This window comes from Kangiella shandongensis (assembly GCF_020005365.1).
GTDB classification, from domain to species: domain Bacteria; phylum Pseudomonadota; class Gammaproteobacteria; order Enterobacterales; family Kangiellaceae; genus Kangiella; species Kangiella shandongensis.
Genome location: NZ_JACNML010000001.1, coordinates 405,709 through 422,477, shown reverse-complemented (window position 1 = coordinate 422,477; position 16,769 = coordinate 405,709). Strand labels below are relative to the sequence as shown.

Genomic DNA, 16,769 nt, shown 5'->3' with positions numbered 1-16,769 from the left:
TAAACTGGCTCTAAGCTGTCAAAATAAAAAGCCCGGACTGTGCCGGGCTTTACATCTCTGCTTGAATTTACAGCTGATTATTACAGACTGTAGTACAGATCAAACTCAACCGGTGATGGTGTCAGCTTTAAGCGCTCAACGTCACCGCGCTTAAGTTCAATATAAGCATCCAGCATATCGTCAGAGAATACACCGCCACGAGTTAAGAACTCACGGTCTTCATCCAGCGCATTTAAGGCTTCTTCCAGAGAGCCGGCGACCTGTGGGATTGACAATGCTTCTTCCGCAGGAAGATCATATAAATCTTTATCCATGGCGTCACCAGGGTGAATTTTGTTCTGGATACCGTCAAGACCGGCCATCATCAAGCCTGCGAATGCCAGGTATGGGTTAGCCATTGGATCTGGGAAGCGAACCTCGATACGGCGTGCTTTGGCGCTGCCTACGTGTGGTACACGAATTGATGCTGAACGGTTCTTAGCAGAATAAGCTAACATCACCGGTGCTTCGAAACCTGGAACCAGACGCTTATAAGAGTTGGTGGATGGGTTGGTTAGAGCATTCAGGGCACGAGCGTGCTTAATAATACCGCCAATATAGTAAAGTGCTTCTTCAGATAGACCGGCATATTTGTCACCAGCGAAGATGTTAGTGCCTTCTTTGGCTAATGACATATGGACGTGCATACCTGAACCATTATCACCATAGATAGGTTTTGGCATGAAGGTAGCTGTCTTACCGTAAGCATGGGCAACATTGTGCACGACATATTTATAGACCTGAATTTCGTCTGCTTTTTTCACTAAAGAGTTAAACTGAGTTGCGATTTCGTTTTGACCTGCAGTACCCACTTCGTGGTGGTGAGCCTCGATGACCTGCCCCATACTCTCAAGCACTAAGCACATTTGCGAGCGTAGATCTTGAGAAGAGTCGACTGGCGGTACTGGGAAGTAACCACCTTTTACGCGTGGGCGGTGACCAATGTTACCACCTTCGTATTCTCTGTCTGAGTTCCACGCCGATTCAGGGTCGTCCACTTTATAGAAAGAGCCGCCCATGTCCGTTTTAAACTTAACGTCTTCAAACACGAAGAATTCTGGTTCAGGGCCGAAGAATGCCGAGTCAGCGAGGCCAGTTGACTTCAAATACTCTTCCGCACGTCTGGCGACAGAGCGTGGATCACGATCATAGCCACTCATGGTCGCTGGTTCTAAAATATCACAGCGCAACAATAGTGTGGCGTCTTCATAGAAAGGATCCATCACGGCAGTATCCGTGTTAGGCATCAATACCATGTCTGATTCGTTGATTCCTTTCCAACCTGCAATTGAAGAGCCGTCAAACATCTTACCCTCGGTCAGCAGATCTTCATCTACTACACGAGCAGGGATAGTGACGTGCTGCTCTTTACCTTTTGTATCGGTAAAACGCAAGTCGACAAACTTAACGTCATACTCTTCAATCATTTTTAAAACATTGTCTACTGACATAGTAAAACACCCCGATTTCTTGATGATTAAGTTGAAACTGGCGTCATTATAACCAGTCCCTGAATTTAAAACTATTTAGAACCGAGTAAAAACGTGAATGTGGTGCACTAATTTGGTGCAAGCTGAGAGAAAGATGTAAGTAAAGTCCTGTATAAGTCAGTCCTGCATTTTAGAGACGTTTGTGTAGTTCAATAAATGTACAAATGTTCGCTGAGTTCGTGAAAAAAATTAACGAGTTAAACTCAATAAAATCAGCGCGTTAAAGGGATAATTTGATCATTTGATTTAATGAAGTCATATGTAAATTTTGTTGACCAAATAATTTTAATGTGGTACCTATAGCATACTCCAAGGCTGTATTTTGCCATGGCCCTTATCTTATGGGAGGCGAAAAAAGGCTTTGGGACAACAAAGAAAATTTACCAACTTATCTATAGGTAGGAATTTTATGACTAACAAGACAATGATAGCTAAGGCTGTAAAAGTCGCTTTATATAGCGGTTTTGCTGCTTCTATGGCTGTTAGCGCTCCAGCAACTTTTGCTGCTGACGAAGACGGCGCTGAAGAAGAAGCAGAACGAATTGTTGTTACTGGTTCACGCTTGAAGCGTTCAGACGTTGAAGGCGCTAACCCGATTACAGTAATTGACCGTGAAACTATTGAGTTGTCTGGTGCAACATCTGCATCAGAATTAATGCGTGAATTAACGTTTAACAGCTCTGGTTCTTTACGTCCACAATCTGGTAGTTCGGCGCAAGGTGTTTCAACCATTAACTTGCGTGGTATTGGCTCAGGTCGTACTTTGGTTCTGATTGATGGTCGTCGTTTAACGCACTCACCTTCAACAGGTCAAGGCCAGGATTTAAACTCTATCCCACTAGGCGCGATTGAGAGAATTGAAGTATTGACTGATGGTGCATCAGCGGTATACGGTTCTGACGCGATTGGTGGTGTAGTGAACGTCATCACTCGTCAAGACTACAATGGCGCAGAATTGATGGTGAGCAAAGGTGAAGTAAGCGTTCCTGCGGACGGTGGTGACCGTGAAACTGGTCATGCTCTGTTTGGTTCGTCTGATGGTACTACAAGCTTGCTCGCTGGCGTATCATGGAATAAGCGTGAGATTATTTTTGAGCGTGATTTCCCGTGGGTTGAATCAGGCACATCTATCTATGGTGCTAACTTTACTTCACGACGTGCGTTTGACTTTGTCGGTATCCCTGGCGCCTGTTCAGAAGAAAACTACTTCAGAGATGGTGCTCTTTGCCGTTATAACTTCAACGCTACGAATGCGACTGAAGCATCAAATAACAACGAGTCTATCTTCTTAAAAGCTCGTCACCAGATTAACGACGATTGGGAATTGTACTCTAACGCTAGCGTAAATAAGACAAAATCTTTTGGTCGTTATGCTCCGGTACCTGATAGTACATTCTTCTATGATAATCTTTTAATTGACTCTAACAGTTACAATAACCCAACAAACCCAGACGCTTGGTATTACGATCCAAATAACCCGAACTCGGTTGCTTATGACGCAAGCCTTGTAGGGGCTCAGCGTGATGTTGACATCTGGCACCGTTTTGCTGCGGTAGGTAACCGTGATAATACTGTGAATAACACTAACACTGATTTCCTTGTTGGTGCTACAGGTTATGTTGGTAGCGCAGAGATCGATTTTGGTGCGCGCCGCGTTCGCAACAGTACGAAAGAAATCGGTAACGGTTATCTAGCTGCTGCAACTGCATGGGGCTTTGTTAATGACTTTAACCCAGGTTATGCGGTTTACGGTGATAACACAAGCGCGTTTGATCCTGATACATATTACTATGGTTATAATGTTCAGCAACCATCGTCAAACCCTGAGTCAGTATTAAGTGGTTCAGCTGTTACTACGTCGCGTGAAAGTGATTTCAATATTGATGAAGTTTACGCCTCTGTAGCGTTCGACATCATGGAACTTGACGGCGGTGCAATGCAGATGGTTGTTGGTGCTGAGCGTCGTGAAGAGTTTTACCAAGATTTATACGATGCACAGTCTGAAGCTGGTTTAGTCGGTGGTTCTGCTGGTAACTCTGCTGGTGGTGGTCGTGATGTAAACGCTATGTATTTCGAGACGTTAATGCCATTCATGGATAACTTCGAAGTGTCTTTAGCGGGTCGTTACGATGACTACTCTGACTATGGTAACGATTTCTCACCAAAAATTGGTTTCCGTTATCAACCGACAGATGAACTAACGTTGCGTGCTTCGTGGGGAGAAGGTTTCCGTGCTCCAACATTGGACATCTTAACCCAGAAGCCTGCATTCTCTGCTGACTCGATTACTGATGCTGACACTTGTGACGTGTTGAACGGTGATCGTACTGATGAGTGTCAGATTAACGGCTTGTCTATTTCAAACCCAGATCTATCATCAGAGCAGTCAGAACAGTATGCAGTAGGTGCTGTATGGCAGCCAGTTGACTGGTTTGATATGACTCTTGATTACTCTTCAATTGAAATTGAAGACCGAATTACTTCATTCTCCGCGCAAACGGTTGTAAACCGTCGTGGTACTGAGTCTGGTATCTATCAGCCAGGTGATGCTAACTATGATCCTCGTCCAATTGATGAGGCTATGATCGTGACTCGTGAGTCGCAGCCTTGTGCAGTTGACCCAACACAGACTTGTCAGGTAATTACTCAGGTAGTACGTGGTAATGGTAACGAAGGTACTCTTAACACTAGCAGCATTGACTGGAACATGCATACTCGCTTTGACCTAGGTGGCGGTGTTTTCGATTCAACGTTGCAGATCAGCTATGTTGATGAGTATACCATCAATGATGGTGAAGATTTGGTTGGTATCGCTAGTCTTCCAGAGTACCGCGCTCAATTGCGTAACCAGTACTCTATTGGTGACTTCCAGTTTGCACTTAATACAAATACTATTGATGCAAACGGTTTAGGTGATAACCATGTGGGTAGCTGGACTACACACGACATTCAGTTGAACTATAACACTCCTTGGGATGGTCGCGTTACAGTAGGTGCACGAAATGTCGGTGAGAAATTACCAACGTTAGTGACTTATGATAACCGTGACTACAACATGGATTTATACCATGGTTATGGACGTTTCACTTATGTTCAGTACACACAGACTTTCTAATAGTTAGTTACAGTGTTGAACAGGAAAGGGCGAATTTATTTCGCCCTTTTTCTTTTTAAGGTTAATAAATGAACAAAATAGAACGACAACAAAATTGGTCAAATTACTGGAAAAAGCACTTTGCAGACTCCTGTTGCCAGGGAATAGAGTCAGAAAACTCAGACATTGAACAGTTTTGGTTGGATTGTGCCTTAGCGTTAAATACTGGTAGCAAGGTTTTAGATCTATGTACGGGTAAAGGAGATGCAATAAGGAAACTTATTGACTCGCAAATCAAACTTGGTAGAGATATTTCATCATTTACCGGGGTTGACTTGTCAGAGGTAGACAAGGGAAAGGTCAAGGATAAGTTCACAGATCTTACTAAGAACGTAGACTTTTTCTACAACACCTCTATTGAAGACATGCCTTTTAAGAGTGGGGCCTTTGATGTTGTTATCAGCCAGTTCGGGTTAGAATATAGCTTAAATCATCAGACATTGAAGGAAGTCTTTCGGGTTTTGACAGAGGGGGGGACTGCCCGTTTTATCGTTCATCACGCCGAGTCAGTGTTAACTGATGTGGCTAAAGATGAGCATCAGCATACCACTTATTTGTTAGAAGACTCATCGTTTTTTAGTGTAGTAGAGAAATTAATCCCTGTATTTGCCAAGTTGAGGAATCCGGCAAATATTGAAAAATTAAAGCAAGATAAAGAAGCGATAGAGCTTAGAAAACGCTTCAATATTGAAAGCAATTTGATAGCATCAAAAATTGAGAGTAGCGCCATACCAGATGTCTTGCAGGAATCGTTAACATTGTCAGACCTAGTTTTCAGAATGGCGAGAGAACAAGGTGCTGCAAAAGCAAAAGAAAAGCTTCAAGAGTTTATTAAAGAACTTGAACAGAGCAACTCGAGGATAGAAGAGTTGATAGAAGCTGCATTAACAAAGAAAGAGTTGATTGAACTTTGTGATACGGTTAAACAATTTGGGCGTAATGTGGAATCGATGATAGAGCTAAGAAGTGACAATCATAAAGTAGCCTGGGGGCTGATTCTTTCGTAAAAAACTTATTATCAGCTTTTGTCTTCTCAGGTGAAAGAGCTTCAGCCCCGTATAAGGTTTATTTTTTTATCTGAAAAATAATTTCATTATCCACTTCTTCTGTCGACAGGACCTGATGATCATTGATACGGCACCAGGTAGGGATATCATTGAGAGTACCTGGATCGGTACAGATGACTTCTAATATGTCGTCATCATTTAGCTCTTTTAATGCATTTTGAGTACGGATCACCGGCATGGGACAGAGCAGGCGACGACAGTCTAAAGTTTGTGTACTCATACATGCCACTCCTGCTTGACGTCTTCTGCCGGCATGGGCTCGATGTCCATGACAAACGAGCTACCTTGATAGTTTTCCACCTGTACCGTGACATGATCGGCATGCTTTCCGCCCGAATATCGGGCGGCAATTTGAGCCGCGAGTTTGATGTCGTCTTTATTGAATTCACCATCTAATAGCGTTAACGGCCCGCCATGGCTCACCGTATGGATGCTGGTAAATTGTTTTTTGTAACCGCGAAGGAAATTGTTTTCACCTTCCTCGCGACTAACAATAAGTTTAAAGTTCTTTTTCGGACGAATATGACGGCCAACTTTTAACAGCATAATATCGTCTAATTCGTAGCGACGCTCACCGCGTGCGTCCCAAAGATCGGCTAATTTCTTCGAGTAATTAGCATCGGTCAGGAAGCAGCAACCACCAGCCGGTTGAGCATAATCTTCAAAGCCAAACTTTTTGGCCAGTTCAAACTGTGGCTTGCGGCTTCGACCAGAAAAGTCATACAGCTCCTCTCTGTTAACCCATCCCTCACGCTCTGGTAGCGTCGGCATTAAATTTTGGGCACACAGGGGGCGTAGCAGCCTGTCTTCTGCGCCGGATTCTCGAGCGATAATCGGCATGGTTTCTTTGCGTTGTGATTTAGGGCGCTGACCAATGACTTCGCCAGTGATGATAAAGTCAAAACCGTTTTCTTCGGCCCAAGCCCAGGCCTGTGCCTGATTAACCATGAATATCTTGCAATCCAGACAAGGGTTCAGGTTAGCCCCATAACCATGTTTGGGGTTTAAAACGATATCTTTATATTCTTCAGAGATATCAATGATATGTAGCTTGATGCCAAGCTGCTCTGCTACCCATAGCGCATTGTTACGCTTTTGCTTATCTTTGTCCTTTTTGCGGATGGCATGGGTGTGACCTTCTACACAGAAACCTGTGAAGAAGTTGATACCCTCAACGTGGACGCCTTGTTCTTGCACCACTTTTGCTGCAAGGAGTGAGTCTAAGCCGCCGGATATCAGGGCAACGGCTTTACGTTGCTTCTGGGGCTTTTGAGTATTTTGTACAGATTTTTGGGTAGTCATAACAGAAAAACAACAACTTATAACATTGTGGGTGCTCAAAAAATGGACAGCGATTATATATTAGCTGAGCCCTGGAGGCAAAGGCAACGCACAAGAATTTTTACGAAGGGTTGTAAGTTTTTGAAAAAACTGGGATATTAGGAATTATAACTATAAGGAGGTCGTTCTGGAAAAGCCTTTTGGGACTTTGACGAGAAGGAATCACTGGAAGTTCGTCTCTAGTGCGGGGGTATTAGCCTTTCTGGTTAATTATTTAGCACTGATTCCAGTGTATGGAAACATGAGTATACATCTGGGGCAGATCTTTGTCGTGATTTGCCTGATAACCCGTGGCTCCTGGCCAGCAATCATCACAGCCATTTTTGCTGCTGTCGGACTTTATTCATCCACCCAAAGCTTTCCCCTGGTTTTACTGTCTCTATTAGAATCTATTGCTTTGGTATTGCTGTATCGCAAAGGCGTGCTTCTCATATTGGCTGATGTTATCTTCTGGCTCTTGATCGGGATCCCGGTGGTTCTAATGTCTATCGTGGTGTTTTTTGATATTAGTTCCAGAGAGTTTATGCAGGTCATTTTGATCAAGCAGGCCCTGACCGGGATATTAAATGTCTCTCTGGCGTCGATGATTCGCCCTTTTATTCCACTGCGTTGGTATGCCCTTAAACATCAAGCAGTACTGCCAAGGTTATCCAGTAGAATATTTGAGTTGGCATTAATCAGTATTGCGCTGCCCTCGGTGATTATCACGTTTATTTTAAGTGACAATACTGCGGACAGATTTGAGCAGCAGCTGACTAAGCAGCTGGATATTCGAGCAAAGCACCTGACTGAGCTTGCTCAGGAGCACACTCGTTATCACCAGAAAGCCATTCAAAACTTGGCGGAGGTGTTTAGCCATAAAGACACCACTGATAAATTTAAGCAGGAGATGCTTAATGTCTGGGGCAAGCAGTACCCGGGTCTCCTTACCATGATTGTCACTGATGAACATGGGATTGTAACCCAAGGGACGCCATATGCGAATTTTGAGGAATTATTAAAGCAACCGATTGAGAAGCGAGACGTGAGCGATCGAGATTACTTTAAACAAACCAGGCAAAGTTTGCAGGCTTATGTTTCAGGTGTGTTTAAAGGGCGAGGTTTTGGTGCCGATCCAATTATTGCTGTTAGTGCACCAATCGTTATTGAGGGGCAATTCAGAGGAATTGTTGAAGGGTCGCTGAATCTACCGGACTTTGAGAGAATTGACCATTTGGGTGATGAAACGTCGGTTCTGGTATTGGATGAGTCCAATCATGTAATATATGCCTCTGAGGAACTGCAGCTGAGGGCGCTAGACCGTCTCGAGCTGGCAGAAACAGGTCAGCCTTATACCAATAGCTTAAAGGCTGTGGAACTGAAAAATGGCGCTTATAACTATAAAAGAGTGAGTACTGATGACGGTTGGCGGATTTTTGTTTTGACGCCGTTTGATGGCTTAATCGAGTCCTATAAAAAGGACTTTTATGGACTAATCATTATTTTATTGATTATATCGGGTATTGCGCTTGAGGTAACGAGGCGTATTGCGTTACAGGTGACTCGACCGCTTGAGCGAATGGTTAATTATTTTGCCTTACATCGGCCAGTACCGCGTAAGCCTGCTTCATATTTTTCCAGCCAGGAAATTGAGTCGGTCAGACAGCAGTTGCTTGAGTCGCAGCAGTTAATGCTAGAGTTTCAGGACGAGTTACAGCAGCAAGTGGATGACAAAACCAGGGAACTGGTGTTATTGAATCAGAAGTTAGAAAAACTCAGCACGCATGATCCTCTGACAGGTATTCTGAATCGTCGAGGCTTTGAGCAGGTGGTGGATAAGGTCTATCAGCTGGCCTGCCGGAATAAAACGCCAATGACCTTGGCGATCATGGATCTGGATCACTTTAAAGCGGTCAATGATGGTTATGGGCATTCGGCTGGTGATCGGTGCCTGATCCGCGTCGGTAAGGTCTTAGGGGATGTGTTTAAACGGGATACTGATTTTGTCGCGCGTTTTGGCGGTGAAGAGTTTATTGTCTTAATCGTTGGTACTGACGTTGCAAACCACTTACAGCTGTTAGAAAAGCTGAGACAGAATATCGAGTCAATGACGGTCGAGCATGGTGAAGAGCATATCCAGTTCACTATCAGTATCGGTGCTTACAGCCAGGTGGAGCAGTTTAATCTGGATTATCATCAAATGGTGTCGAAGGCGGATAAACTGCTCTATGAGAGCAAGAGACTGGGCCGTAATCGTATCACCACTGATAAACAATAAGACGCTACCAATAAATATTTGATTATTTTCTGTGCGAATGACGCTATCTGGTATAGAATGGCGCCAATTTTTTTGTGTAGAAGATATTTATGATTGATAAGTTACGAAACATTGCGATTATTGCTCACGTTGACCATGGTAAAACGACCTTAGTAGACAAGATGTTAGAGCAGTCTGGCACTTTGGGTGAGCGTGCTGGTGAGCAGGATCGCGTCATGGATTCCAACGATCTGGAGAAAGAGCGCGGAATTACCATTTTAGCGAAAAACACCGCCATCAAGTGGAACGACTACCGTATTAATATCGTGGACACACCGGGACATGCTGATTTTGGCGGTGAAGTTGAGCGCGTCATGTCGATGGTGGACTCGGTATTGTTGCTGGTGGATGCTCAGGAAGGCCCGATGCCACAAACCCGTTTTGTGACGCAAAAGGCATTTGCTCAAGGTTTAAAGCCTATCGTTGTCATCAATAAAGTCGATAAGCCGGGAGCCCGTCCAGACTGGGTTATGGATCAGGTCTTTGATTTATTTGACAATCTTGGTGCAACAGATGAGCAACTGGATTTTGATGTGGTCTATGCCTCGGCTATCAACGGTTGGGCCAGCATGGATGCCGAGCAGGAAGGCTCTGATATGACACCATTGTTTGAAACTATCGTCGACTGCGTATCCCCGCCACCAGCGAATTCCGAGGGTGGATATCAGATGCAGGTTTCACAGTTAGACTATAACTCGTATGTTGGGGTTATTGGCGTTGGACGCGTTAAACGCGGCACCGTCAAGGTTAACCAGCAGGTGACGGTGATCTCCGCCGACGGAACCAAGCGTAATGGTAAAGTCGGGCAGGTGCTGGGCTATCTGGGACTCGACCGTCATGAAGTGACCGAGGCGCATGCTGGCGATATTATCGCAGTATCCGGCCTGGGCGATCTAAAAATCTCTGACACTATCTGTGATCCTACCGCGGTAGAAGCGTTGCCGGCTTTGAGCGTTGATGAACCAACGGTTACCATGACTTTTCAGGTGAATACCTCGCCTTTCGCCGGTAAGGAAGGCAAGTTTGTGACGTCTCGTAACATTCTCGAGCGGCTGGAGCAGGAGCTAGTACACAATGTGGCTTTGCGTGTTGAAGAAACGGATGATCCGGATAAATACCGTGTTTCGGGACGTGGTGAGCTACACCTGGGTATTCTGATCGAAAATATGCGCCGTGAAGGTTATGAGTTGGCTGTATCCAGACCGGAAGTGATTATCCATGAGGTCAATGGTCAGCTGGAAGAACCCTATGAGACGGTAACGATCGATGTGCATGAAGAGCACCAGGGAAGTGTGATGGAGCGTTTAGGCGAGCGAAAGGCTGAAATGACCAACATGTCTCCGGATGGTAAGGGGCGTATTCGCATGGACTTTATGATGCCAAGTCGTGGTTTGATTGGTTTCCAGACGGAGTTCTTAACGCTAACCTCAGGCAGCGGCCTGATGTACCATACGTTCGATCATTATGGTCCGCATAAAGGCGGTGACATTGGTCAGCGAACCAATGGTGTTCTAATTTCTAATTCGCAAGGCAAGGCGCTTACCAATGCCCTGTTTAACCTGCAGGAACGTGGTCGCTTATTTACCAAGCATGGTGATGAAGTGTACGAGGGGCAGGTTGTCGGTATTCATAGCCGCGCCAATGACCTGACGGTCAACTGCTTAAAAGGCAAGCAGTTAACAAACGTGCGCGCCGCCGGTACTGATGATGCACAGGTACTGACGCCGCCGGTGAAGCTGACCTTGGAGCAGGCTCTGGAGTTCATTAATGATGATGAGCTGGTAGAGGTGACGCCTGATAATATTCGTTTACGTAAGAAACACTTAACGGAAAGTGAGCGCAAAAGAGCCGCAAGACCGCCGAAAAGCTGATAGATTAAAAGCCGCTGAAATCCAGCGGCTTTTTTGTAATGACAGTTACCGATGCTATGCTATAGTGATAGCCCATAATCAGATTAAAAGTTAGGAAAACTTTATGACTCAGGCAAGGTGTTTGCTGGTTACTTTGTGCAGTGTTTTAGCCCTGTCAGCGTGCAGCTCGACCAATGGCAATGGCTTTTTAAAAACCATGAGCCGTTTGCTGGGTGGGCAGCCGGATAAAACTGTCTTTATGGAGACTAGCGTTAAGGAAGAGTTGCAGTATGAGTATCGTCTTTGTCTGGATGATTATGAGGGCAATGAAGAAGACATGAGCCGCTGCATGCGACAAGCGTACGCCCGGATCGCTGAAGAGAAAGGTATCGGTGAGCGCCCTGAGGGTGGTGAAGTTATCATCGAAGAAGTGAACGAAGATGACGTCATCGACGAAGATAAAGAAGAGCCAGAAAATAATAATTAATTGCTATGATTGCATTAATACAACGAGTCACTGAGTCAAAAGTTGTTGTTGGAGATGAGATTGTCGGTGCTATTGAACAAGGCATTATGGCACTAATCGGTGTTGAGCGGGGTGACGACAAATCCAAAGCAGATAAGCTATTAAAAAAAATGCTGGGTTATCGTATTTTTGCCGATGAAGACGATAAGATGAACCTTTCCGTTGAGGCTATTCAGGGAGGTTTATTGTTGGTACCGCAGTTTACCTTAGCCGCAAACACCAAAAGTGGTATGCGTCCGAGCTTTTCCAGTGCGGCGCCGCCCACTGTCGGTGAAGAGCTATTTCACTACTTGGTCGAACAAGCCAGGCATCAATATCCACAAGTCAAAACAGGGCAGTTCGGGGCCGATATGAAGGTCCACCTGGTGAACGATGGACCTGTGACTTTCACCCTGCAGGTATAAGTTTAGTCGCCGTTGAGCTCATCTGGCGAAGAGCTTTCTATTAACTTTTTGAGCTGTTCTAAGTTGTGTTGATGGCCTTTATCAACGGAAGAGCTCATTAAAAATAATAGCGCATTTTGTACAATGCCTTTACCCGAGTACTCGAGAGTCAGATCAACCTTGGTTTGATCATTGTCGACAGTGCTAAATTGTGTAGTACTGGTGCCTTTAAGCCACTGGTTGTCATAATGATAAACAATCCGCTCGCCTGATACAATTTCCGCTAAAGTCTGATCCAGAGTTGTAACTTCTTCGGTTGCCGCGGTAAAAGTTAAGCGATGTTTGTTACCAATCTCGTTCGGCTGACCTTCCAGTTGTTCAATGCTGTGAAAATTACTCATCCATTGCTTATAGAGTAATGGACTGTGGTAAACCGCAAATACTTGCTTCTTAGGAGCATCAATCACAACGGATGCCTGACTCTTAAAGTCTGTCTTAAAAATACCAATCGCCACTAGCGTTAATAGCAGTACACCAATAAAAATAAAAAAATACTTTACGATTTTCATAAACAATCTCAGGGTTTGTTATTTCGGAGTTCACTGACTACAGTATACAGCCGTTCTTTCGATGCTTCATCAGCAGAAATCGGTTCACCAATTGTTAGGTGAACTTTAGTTCTTAATCGCTTAATGCGGTCGATGAGTTTATTCACGGTTTTGCGACTGAACAGGCTCTGCCAAAGTCCCTGTAGCGCCATTGGTATAACGGGTACCGGTGACTGTTCCAGTATGCGCTCAATACCAGATTTAAATTCATTTATTTCACCGTCGGCAGTCAGTTTTCCTTCCGGAAAAATACAGACGATCTCGCCTTGCTCTAAAGCTTCTGAAATTTGATACATGGCTTCATTTAATAACTCAGGGTTTTCGTGACGGCCTGCGATTGGGATGGCTCTCGCCGTCTTGAAGATAAAACTCAGGATCGGTATTTTAAAGATTTTATGGTACATCACGAAGCGCATCGGGCGGCGCACGGTGCCGCCAATAATTAAAGCATCGACATAGCTGACATGATTACAAACGACAACACAGGAGCCTTCTTCTGGAATGTTCTCGAGTCCGGTTTTTTTTACGCGATAAACCGTATTAATTAATATCCATATTAAAAACCGCATTAAGAATTCAGGGATTAAGCTAAAGATATAAATGGCGACGACGGCATTTAAAATGGAGGTTAAAAGAAACAGTTGAGGAATTGTCATGCCACTGCCAAGAGTGACGGCGGATAAGGCGGCAGACAGCACAATAAAAAAAGCGTTTAAAATGTTATTACCGGCTATCACTCGTGCTAAATGTGTTTTTTCACAACGCTCTTGTACTAAAGCGTATAGAGGGACGATAAAGAAGCCACCGAATACTCCTACCAGGGCGCAGTTGATGATAGTCCTAATCGAGCCTTCTTGACTTAAAAAAGCCATGGGACCTAATTCGCCTGCATATCCCGTGGTTGGGTTGGCGAAATAAATGTCCAGCGCAAACCAGGTCATGCCGATAGCACCGAACGGTACCAGCCCTAATTCGACTTTACGGCCTGAGAGGAACTCACAGAGGGCAGAGCCTAAGCCGATACCAACGGAAAACGTTGCCAGAATCATGGTTGCAACATTTTCATCACCGTTCAGACTTCCCTGTGCAAACTTTGGTATCTGGGTCAGGAATAAAGCACCATAAAACCAGAACCAGGAAATACCGAGAATGGATAGGAATACCACGCGGTTGGTTCTGGCGTATTGAAAGGTTTTCCAGGTTTCGGTAAGCGGGTTCCAGTTAATGGTCAAATCGGGCTGTGCCGGCGGCGTGTAAGGGATGTATCGGCTGGATAAGTAACCGCTGAGGGAAACAAATAATAATAATCCGCATAATATCTTGATGCCAATATCATCCAGTCCTACCAGTATGCCGCCAATCACGGTGCCGATAATAATGGAGAGAAAGGTTCCCATCTCGACTAAGCCATTGCCGCCCAAAAGTTCCTTATCGGATAGGTGTTGTGGCAAGATACTGTACTTGATGGGACCAAACAGACTCGACTGAAAACCCATTAAAAATAAGATGCCTAATAAAAACCAGATATTGGCGGTATAAAAGCCGAATGCGGCGAGTGTCATGATCAGTATTTCTAAAATTTTTATTTTCCTGATTAACCACGACTTTTCGTATTTTTCCGCGATTTGTCCGGCTGTGGCCGAGAATAGAAACATTGGGATAATAAAAAGCGCCAGAGCAGAGTTCGTCAATACATTCGGATCTGTGTCGCCTGTAAAAGCAGTGTTGAATGCAATGAGCATGATGATGGCTTGCTTGAACACATTGTCATTCAATGCCCCTAACGCCTGGGTGATAAAAAATGATGAAAAAAACTTTTGTTTAAATAACGAAAATTGATTCTGTGCCATGATCCTTCCCTGGCTAGTATGTTTTAAGCGATAAATTAAAGAAACGAACGGTATTGTTATAGCAATCGGCAGCCAGCTCTTTGAGTGGCTGTCGTCGACATTGTGCAACTTTTTGGGCTACGTGCGGTAATAGACATGGTTCGTTACGATTGCCCTGTAGCTGCTTCTTTTGCTCCCGTGTTAAGTCGCGCGGCGTTAAGTAAGGGGCGTCGGTTTCAAGCATCAGCCTGTCATTGGGAATGGTATCCACCATCTGGGCCAGCCCCTGACCACGGCGTTCATCACAAATCCATCCAGTGATCCCAATGTATAACCCCATGGCGATATATTGCTCCAGACTTTCGCGAGAGCCTGTGAAGCAATGTATCACGACAGGCGGTAACTGGTCGCTATAGTGCTCCAAAAACTCGAGCATCGTGTCGCCAGCATCTCTTTCATGAATGAATAATGGTTTTTGTAGTTCACAGGCCAGTTTTAGTTGCTGCTGAAAAACGTCTATCTGAGTTTCTTGCGGTGAAAAGTTGCGGTTGAAATCCAGACCACACTCACCAACGGCGACAACTCTGTCGTTAGAAAGTAGTTGTCTGAGCCGTGCTAAATCATTTGGCTGAAAGTCTTTGGCATCGTGTGGATGACAGCCGACGGTTGAATATAAGCCGGGATATTTGGTCGTGAGCTCGAAAGCCTGCTCGCTTTCCTTTGGTGATGTCCCGGTAATAATCTGATGAGTAACACCTACGGCATGGGCTCTTTGTATCACTGCATCCATGTCATCATTAAAACGCTTGTTGGTAAGGTTGACACCAATATCAATAAACTGCATACGCTTGTCGTTATAAATGTTGTATTGTGGTTTGTGCTTTTGAGTTCTTGTTATAAACTATTTTCAACAGAAATTATACCTATTAACTCAGGGAGTCCCATGACGATTGAGACAAGTCGAGTCACTAATGTGCTGCTATCCATTGCCGCGACTTTTATTATTATTGCCGGACTTAAAGCTGCCAGCAGCTTTGTGGTACCCGTTATCCTGTCGTTGTTCGTTTCCATTATTATTGGACCGTTATATTTTGCGTTAGCGAACCTTAACATTCCGAAAACCAGCAAAACTTTGCCAGACTGGATTGCCATGATTTTAGTCGTTCTCTTAATGTCAGGGCTCTTTTTCCTGATGGGGCGCTTTATCGGTAATTCGGTAGAGCAGTTTTCGGTGAAGCTACCTGAGTATGAGTTAATGTTGAAGGATAAATTTGCAGGAGTATTGCTTTGGCTGGAAGGACTCGGTTTCAATATTCCAGAGGAGTCACTCGCCGAGCGCTTTTCCCCCAGCACCATCATGAGTCTTTCGGCATCGGTGCTCAATGGCTTGGGCGGAATGGTCAGTAATGTGTTTTTAATCGTCCTGACTTCGATCTTCCTGCTCATGGAGGCCAGCGTCTTCGGCGAGAAGATGCAGCGGGCCTTTCCGAAGGCTGAAAGTAAAGCGCATACGGGCTTGAATGAGGTGATCCAGAAGATTAAACGCTACGCCACCATTAAGTCGATTGTCAGTTTGCTCACAGGTGTATTGATTAGCTCCTGGCTCGTTATTCTGGATGTGGAATATCCTTTTGTCTGGGGACTGGTCGCCTTTATATTTAACTTTGTGCCTAATATCGGTTCGATCATTGCGGCAATCCCTGCGGTGTTGATGGCATGGTTAACTCAAGATTCTATTTCAACCCCATTACTGGTTGCGGCAGGTTATCTTTTGGTTAATTTTGTTGTGGGTAATATTGTAGAGCCAAAATTTATGGGCAAAGGGCTGGGGCTGTCGACTTTGATCGTGTTCCTGTCGCTATTGTTTTGGGGCTGGGTTCTTGGGCCGGTGGGAATGTTACTATCGGTACCGCTAACCATTATAGTTAAAATTATTCTGGATAGTAATAAAGAGACCCAGTGGATTAGTATTATGCTGGGTGATAAGTGACCTGTTTTACGCATTTCATGAAGTAGATAAAATTGGTATCCCTATGAAAGTGGATCCGTGCCGGTTGGTTGTGAGTTTAATTAGAGTTGATCTTATCCTGAACCAGGATCGCAGGGAGTATTTTTAGAGCATTTATGGGCTCGATGACAGGTTTATCTTCAGCATGCAAAAAATTCCCCAGCGGAGCTGGGGAAAG

At 44.6% G+C, this 16,769-nt stretch carries 13 protein-coding genes; 7 read left to right on the top strand and 6 right to left on the bottom strand.

Annotated features, from left to right (window positions below; translation table 11 throughout):
* Nucleotides 1-80: 80 nt before the first annotated feature.
* Nucleotides 81-1,490: a glutamate--ammonia ligase gene (gene glnA / locus H7708_RS01855; protein WP_223668764.1), complete on the bottom strand. Its 1,410-nt coding sequence runs from the start codon at nucleotides 1,488-1,490 to the stop codon at nucleotides 81-83.
* Nucleotides 1,491-1,938: 448 nt separating this feature from the next.
* Between glnA and H7708_RS01850 the strand changes: the two genes are divergently transcribed.
* Together H7708_RS01850 and H7708_RS01845 are read left to right on the top strand one after the other, a co-directional pair.
* Nucleotides 1,939-4,644 carry a TonB-dependent receptor domain-containing protein gene (locus H7708_RS01850; protein ID WP_223668763.1) on the top strand — a complete coding sequence of 902 codons (2,706 nt, stop codon included), beginning with the start codon at nucleotides 1,939-1,941 and terminating at the stop codon, nucleotides 4,642-4,644.
* 68 nt (nucleotides 4,645-4,712) lie between these two features.
* Nucleotides 4,713-5,690, top strand: a complete 978-nt coding sequence (locus H7708_RS01845; protein ID WP_223668762.1) for a class I SAM-dependent methyltransferase — start codon at nucleotides 4,713-4,715, stop codon at nucleotides 5,688-5,690.
* A gap of 58 nt (nucleotides 5,691-5,748) precedes the next feature.
* Here the strand turns inward: H7708_RS01845 and H7708_RS01840 are convergent, their stop codons facing one another.
* Complete coding sequence (locus tag H7708_RS01840) at nucleotides 5,749-5,970, bottom strand: sulfurtransferase TusA family protein (RefSeq protein ID WP_223668761.1); 222 nt, start codon at nucleotides 5,968-5,970, stop codon at nucleotides 5,749-5,751.
* Nucleotides 5,967-7,052: a tRNA (5-methylaminomethyl-2-thiouridylate)-methyltransferase gene (locus tag H7708_RS01835; RefSeq protein ID WP_223668760.1), complete on the bottom strand. Its 1,086-nt coding sequence runs from the start codon at nucleotides 7,050-7,052 to the stop codon at nucleotides 5,967-5,969. The genes H7708_RS01840 and H7708_RS01835 overlap by 4 nt, the downstream gene beginning before the upstream one ends.
* Before the next feature lie 280 nt (nucleotides 7,053-7,332).
* Here H7708_RS01835 and H7708_RS01830 point away from each other — a divergent pair, with 280 nt between their 5' ends.
* From H7708_RS01830 to dtd, 4 genes are all read left to right on the top strand, one after another.
* The gene (locus tag H7708_RS01830; protein ID WP_223668759.1) at nucleotides 7,333-9,348 is read left to right on the top strand and encodes a sensor domain-containing diguanylate cyclase; all 2,016 of its coding nucleotides are present in this window, start codon (nucleotides 7,333-7,335) and stop codon (nucleotides 9,346-9,348) included.
* An 89-nt stretch (nucleotides 9,349-9,437) separates the two neighbouring features.
* Entirely contained in the window at nucleotides 9,438-11,258 is a 1,821-nt protein-coding gene (gene typA / locus H7708_RS01825; RefSeq protein ID WP_223668758.1) for a translational GTPase TypA, read from the top strand.
* A 103-nt stretch (nucleotides 11,259-11,361) separates the two neighbouring features.
* A complete protein-coding gene (locus tag H7708_RS01820) occupies nucleotides 11,362-11,724 on the top strand; it encodes a hypothetical protein (RefSeq protein WP_223668757.1) in 363 nt (120 codons plus the stop codon).
* A 5-nt stretch (nucleotides 11,725-11,729) separates the two neighbouring features.
* On the top strand, nucleotides 11,730-12,167 hold the full coding sequence (gene dtd, locus H7708_RS01815) for a D-aminoacyl-tRNA deacylase (RefSeq protein ID WP_223668756.1): 438 nt from the start codon (nucleotides 11,730-11,732) through the stop codon (nucleotides 12,165-12,167).
* Nucleotides 12,168-12,169: 2 nt separating this feature from the next.
* Here dtd and H7708_RS01810 read toward each other — a convergent pair whose 3' ends face one another.
* From H7708_RS01810 to H7708_RS01800, 3 genes are read right to left on the bottom strand one after another with little or no spacing between them, the layout of a single operon-like run.
* Complete coding sequence (locus H7708_RS01810) at nucleotides 12,170-12,715, bottom strand: SRPBCC family protein (RefSeq protein ID WP_223668755.1); 546 nt, start codon at nucleotides 12,713-12,715, stop codon at nucleotides 12,170-12,172.
* Nucleotides 12,716-12,723: 8 nt separating this feature from the next.
* Entirely contained in the window at nucleotides 12,724-14,604 is a 1,881-nt protein-coding gene (locus H7708_RS01805; protein ID WP_223668754.1) for an MFS transporter, read from the bottom strand.
* A 13-nt stretch (nucleotides 14,605-14,617) separates the two neighbouring features.
* A complete protein-coding gene (locus H7708_RS01800; RefSeq protein WP_223668753.1) occupies nucleotides 14,618-15,427 on the bottom strand; it encodes a TatD family hydrolase in 810 nt (269 codons plus the stop codon).
* Nucleotides 15,428-15,526: 99 nt separating this feature from the next.
* Between H7708_RS01800 and H7708_RS01795 the strand changes: the two genes are divergently transcribed.
* A complete protein-coding gene (locus H7708_RS01795; protein WP_223668752.1) occupies nucleotides 15,527-16,573 on the top strand; it encodes an AI-2E family transporter in 1,047 nt (348 codons plus the stop codon).
* The last annotated feature ends 196 nt before the right edge of the window (nucleotides 16,574-16,769 follow it).

Bases quoted from the DNA above. Each gene is read 5' to 3' on its own strand.
- glnA (WP_223668764.1), bottom strand. From the start codon at position 1,490: ATGTCAGTAGACAATGTTTTAAAAATGATTGAAGAGTATGACGTTAAG.
- H7708_RS01850 (WP_223668763.1), top strand. From the start codon at position 1,939: ATGACTAACAAGACAATGATAGCTAAGGCTGTAAAAGTCGCTTTATAT.
- H7708_RS01845 (WP_223668762.1), top strand. From the start codon at position 4,713: ATGAACAAAATAGAACGACAACAAAATTGGTCAAATTACTGGAAAAAG.
- H7708_RS01840 (WP_223668761.1), bottom strand. From the start codon at position 5,970: ATGAGTACACAAACTTTAGACTGTCGTCGCCTGCTCTGTCCCATGCCG.
- H7708_RS01835 (WP_223668760.1), bottom strand. From the start codon at position 7,052: ATGACTACCCAAAAATCTGTACAAAATACTCAAAAGCCCCAGAAGCAA.
- H7708_RS01830 (WP_223668759.1), top strand. From the start codon at position 7,333: ATGAGTATACATCTGGGGCAGATCTTTGTCGTGATTTGCCTGATAACC.
- typA (WP_223668758.1), top strand. From the start codon at position 9,438: ATGATTGATAAGTTACGAAACATTGCGATTATTGCTCACGTTGACCAT.
- H7708_RS01820 (WP_223668757.1), top strand. From the start codon at position 11,362: ATGACTCAGGCAAGGTGTTTGCTGGTTACTTTGTGCAGTGTTTTAGCC.
- dtd (WP_223668756.1), top strand. From the start codon at position 11,730: ATGATTGCATTAATACAACGAGTCACTGAGTCAAAAGTTGTTGTTGGA.
- H7708_RS01810 (WP_223668755.1), bottom strand. From the start codon at position 12,715: ATGAAAATCGTAAAGTATTTTTTTATTTTTATTGGTGTACTGCTATTA.
- H7708_RS01805 (WP_223668754.1), bottom strand. From the start codon at position 14,604: ATGGCACAGAATCAATTTTCGTTATTTAAACAAAAGTTTTTTTCATCA.
- H7708_RS01800 (WP_223668753.1), bottom strand. From the start codon at position 15,427: ATGCAGTTTATTGATATTGGTGTCAACCTTACCAACAAGCGTTTTAAT.
- H7708_RS01795 (WP_223668752.1), top strand. From the start codon at position 15,527: ATGACGATTGAGACAAGTCGAGTCACTAATGTGCTGCTATCCATTGCC.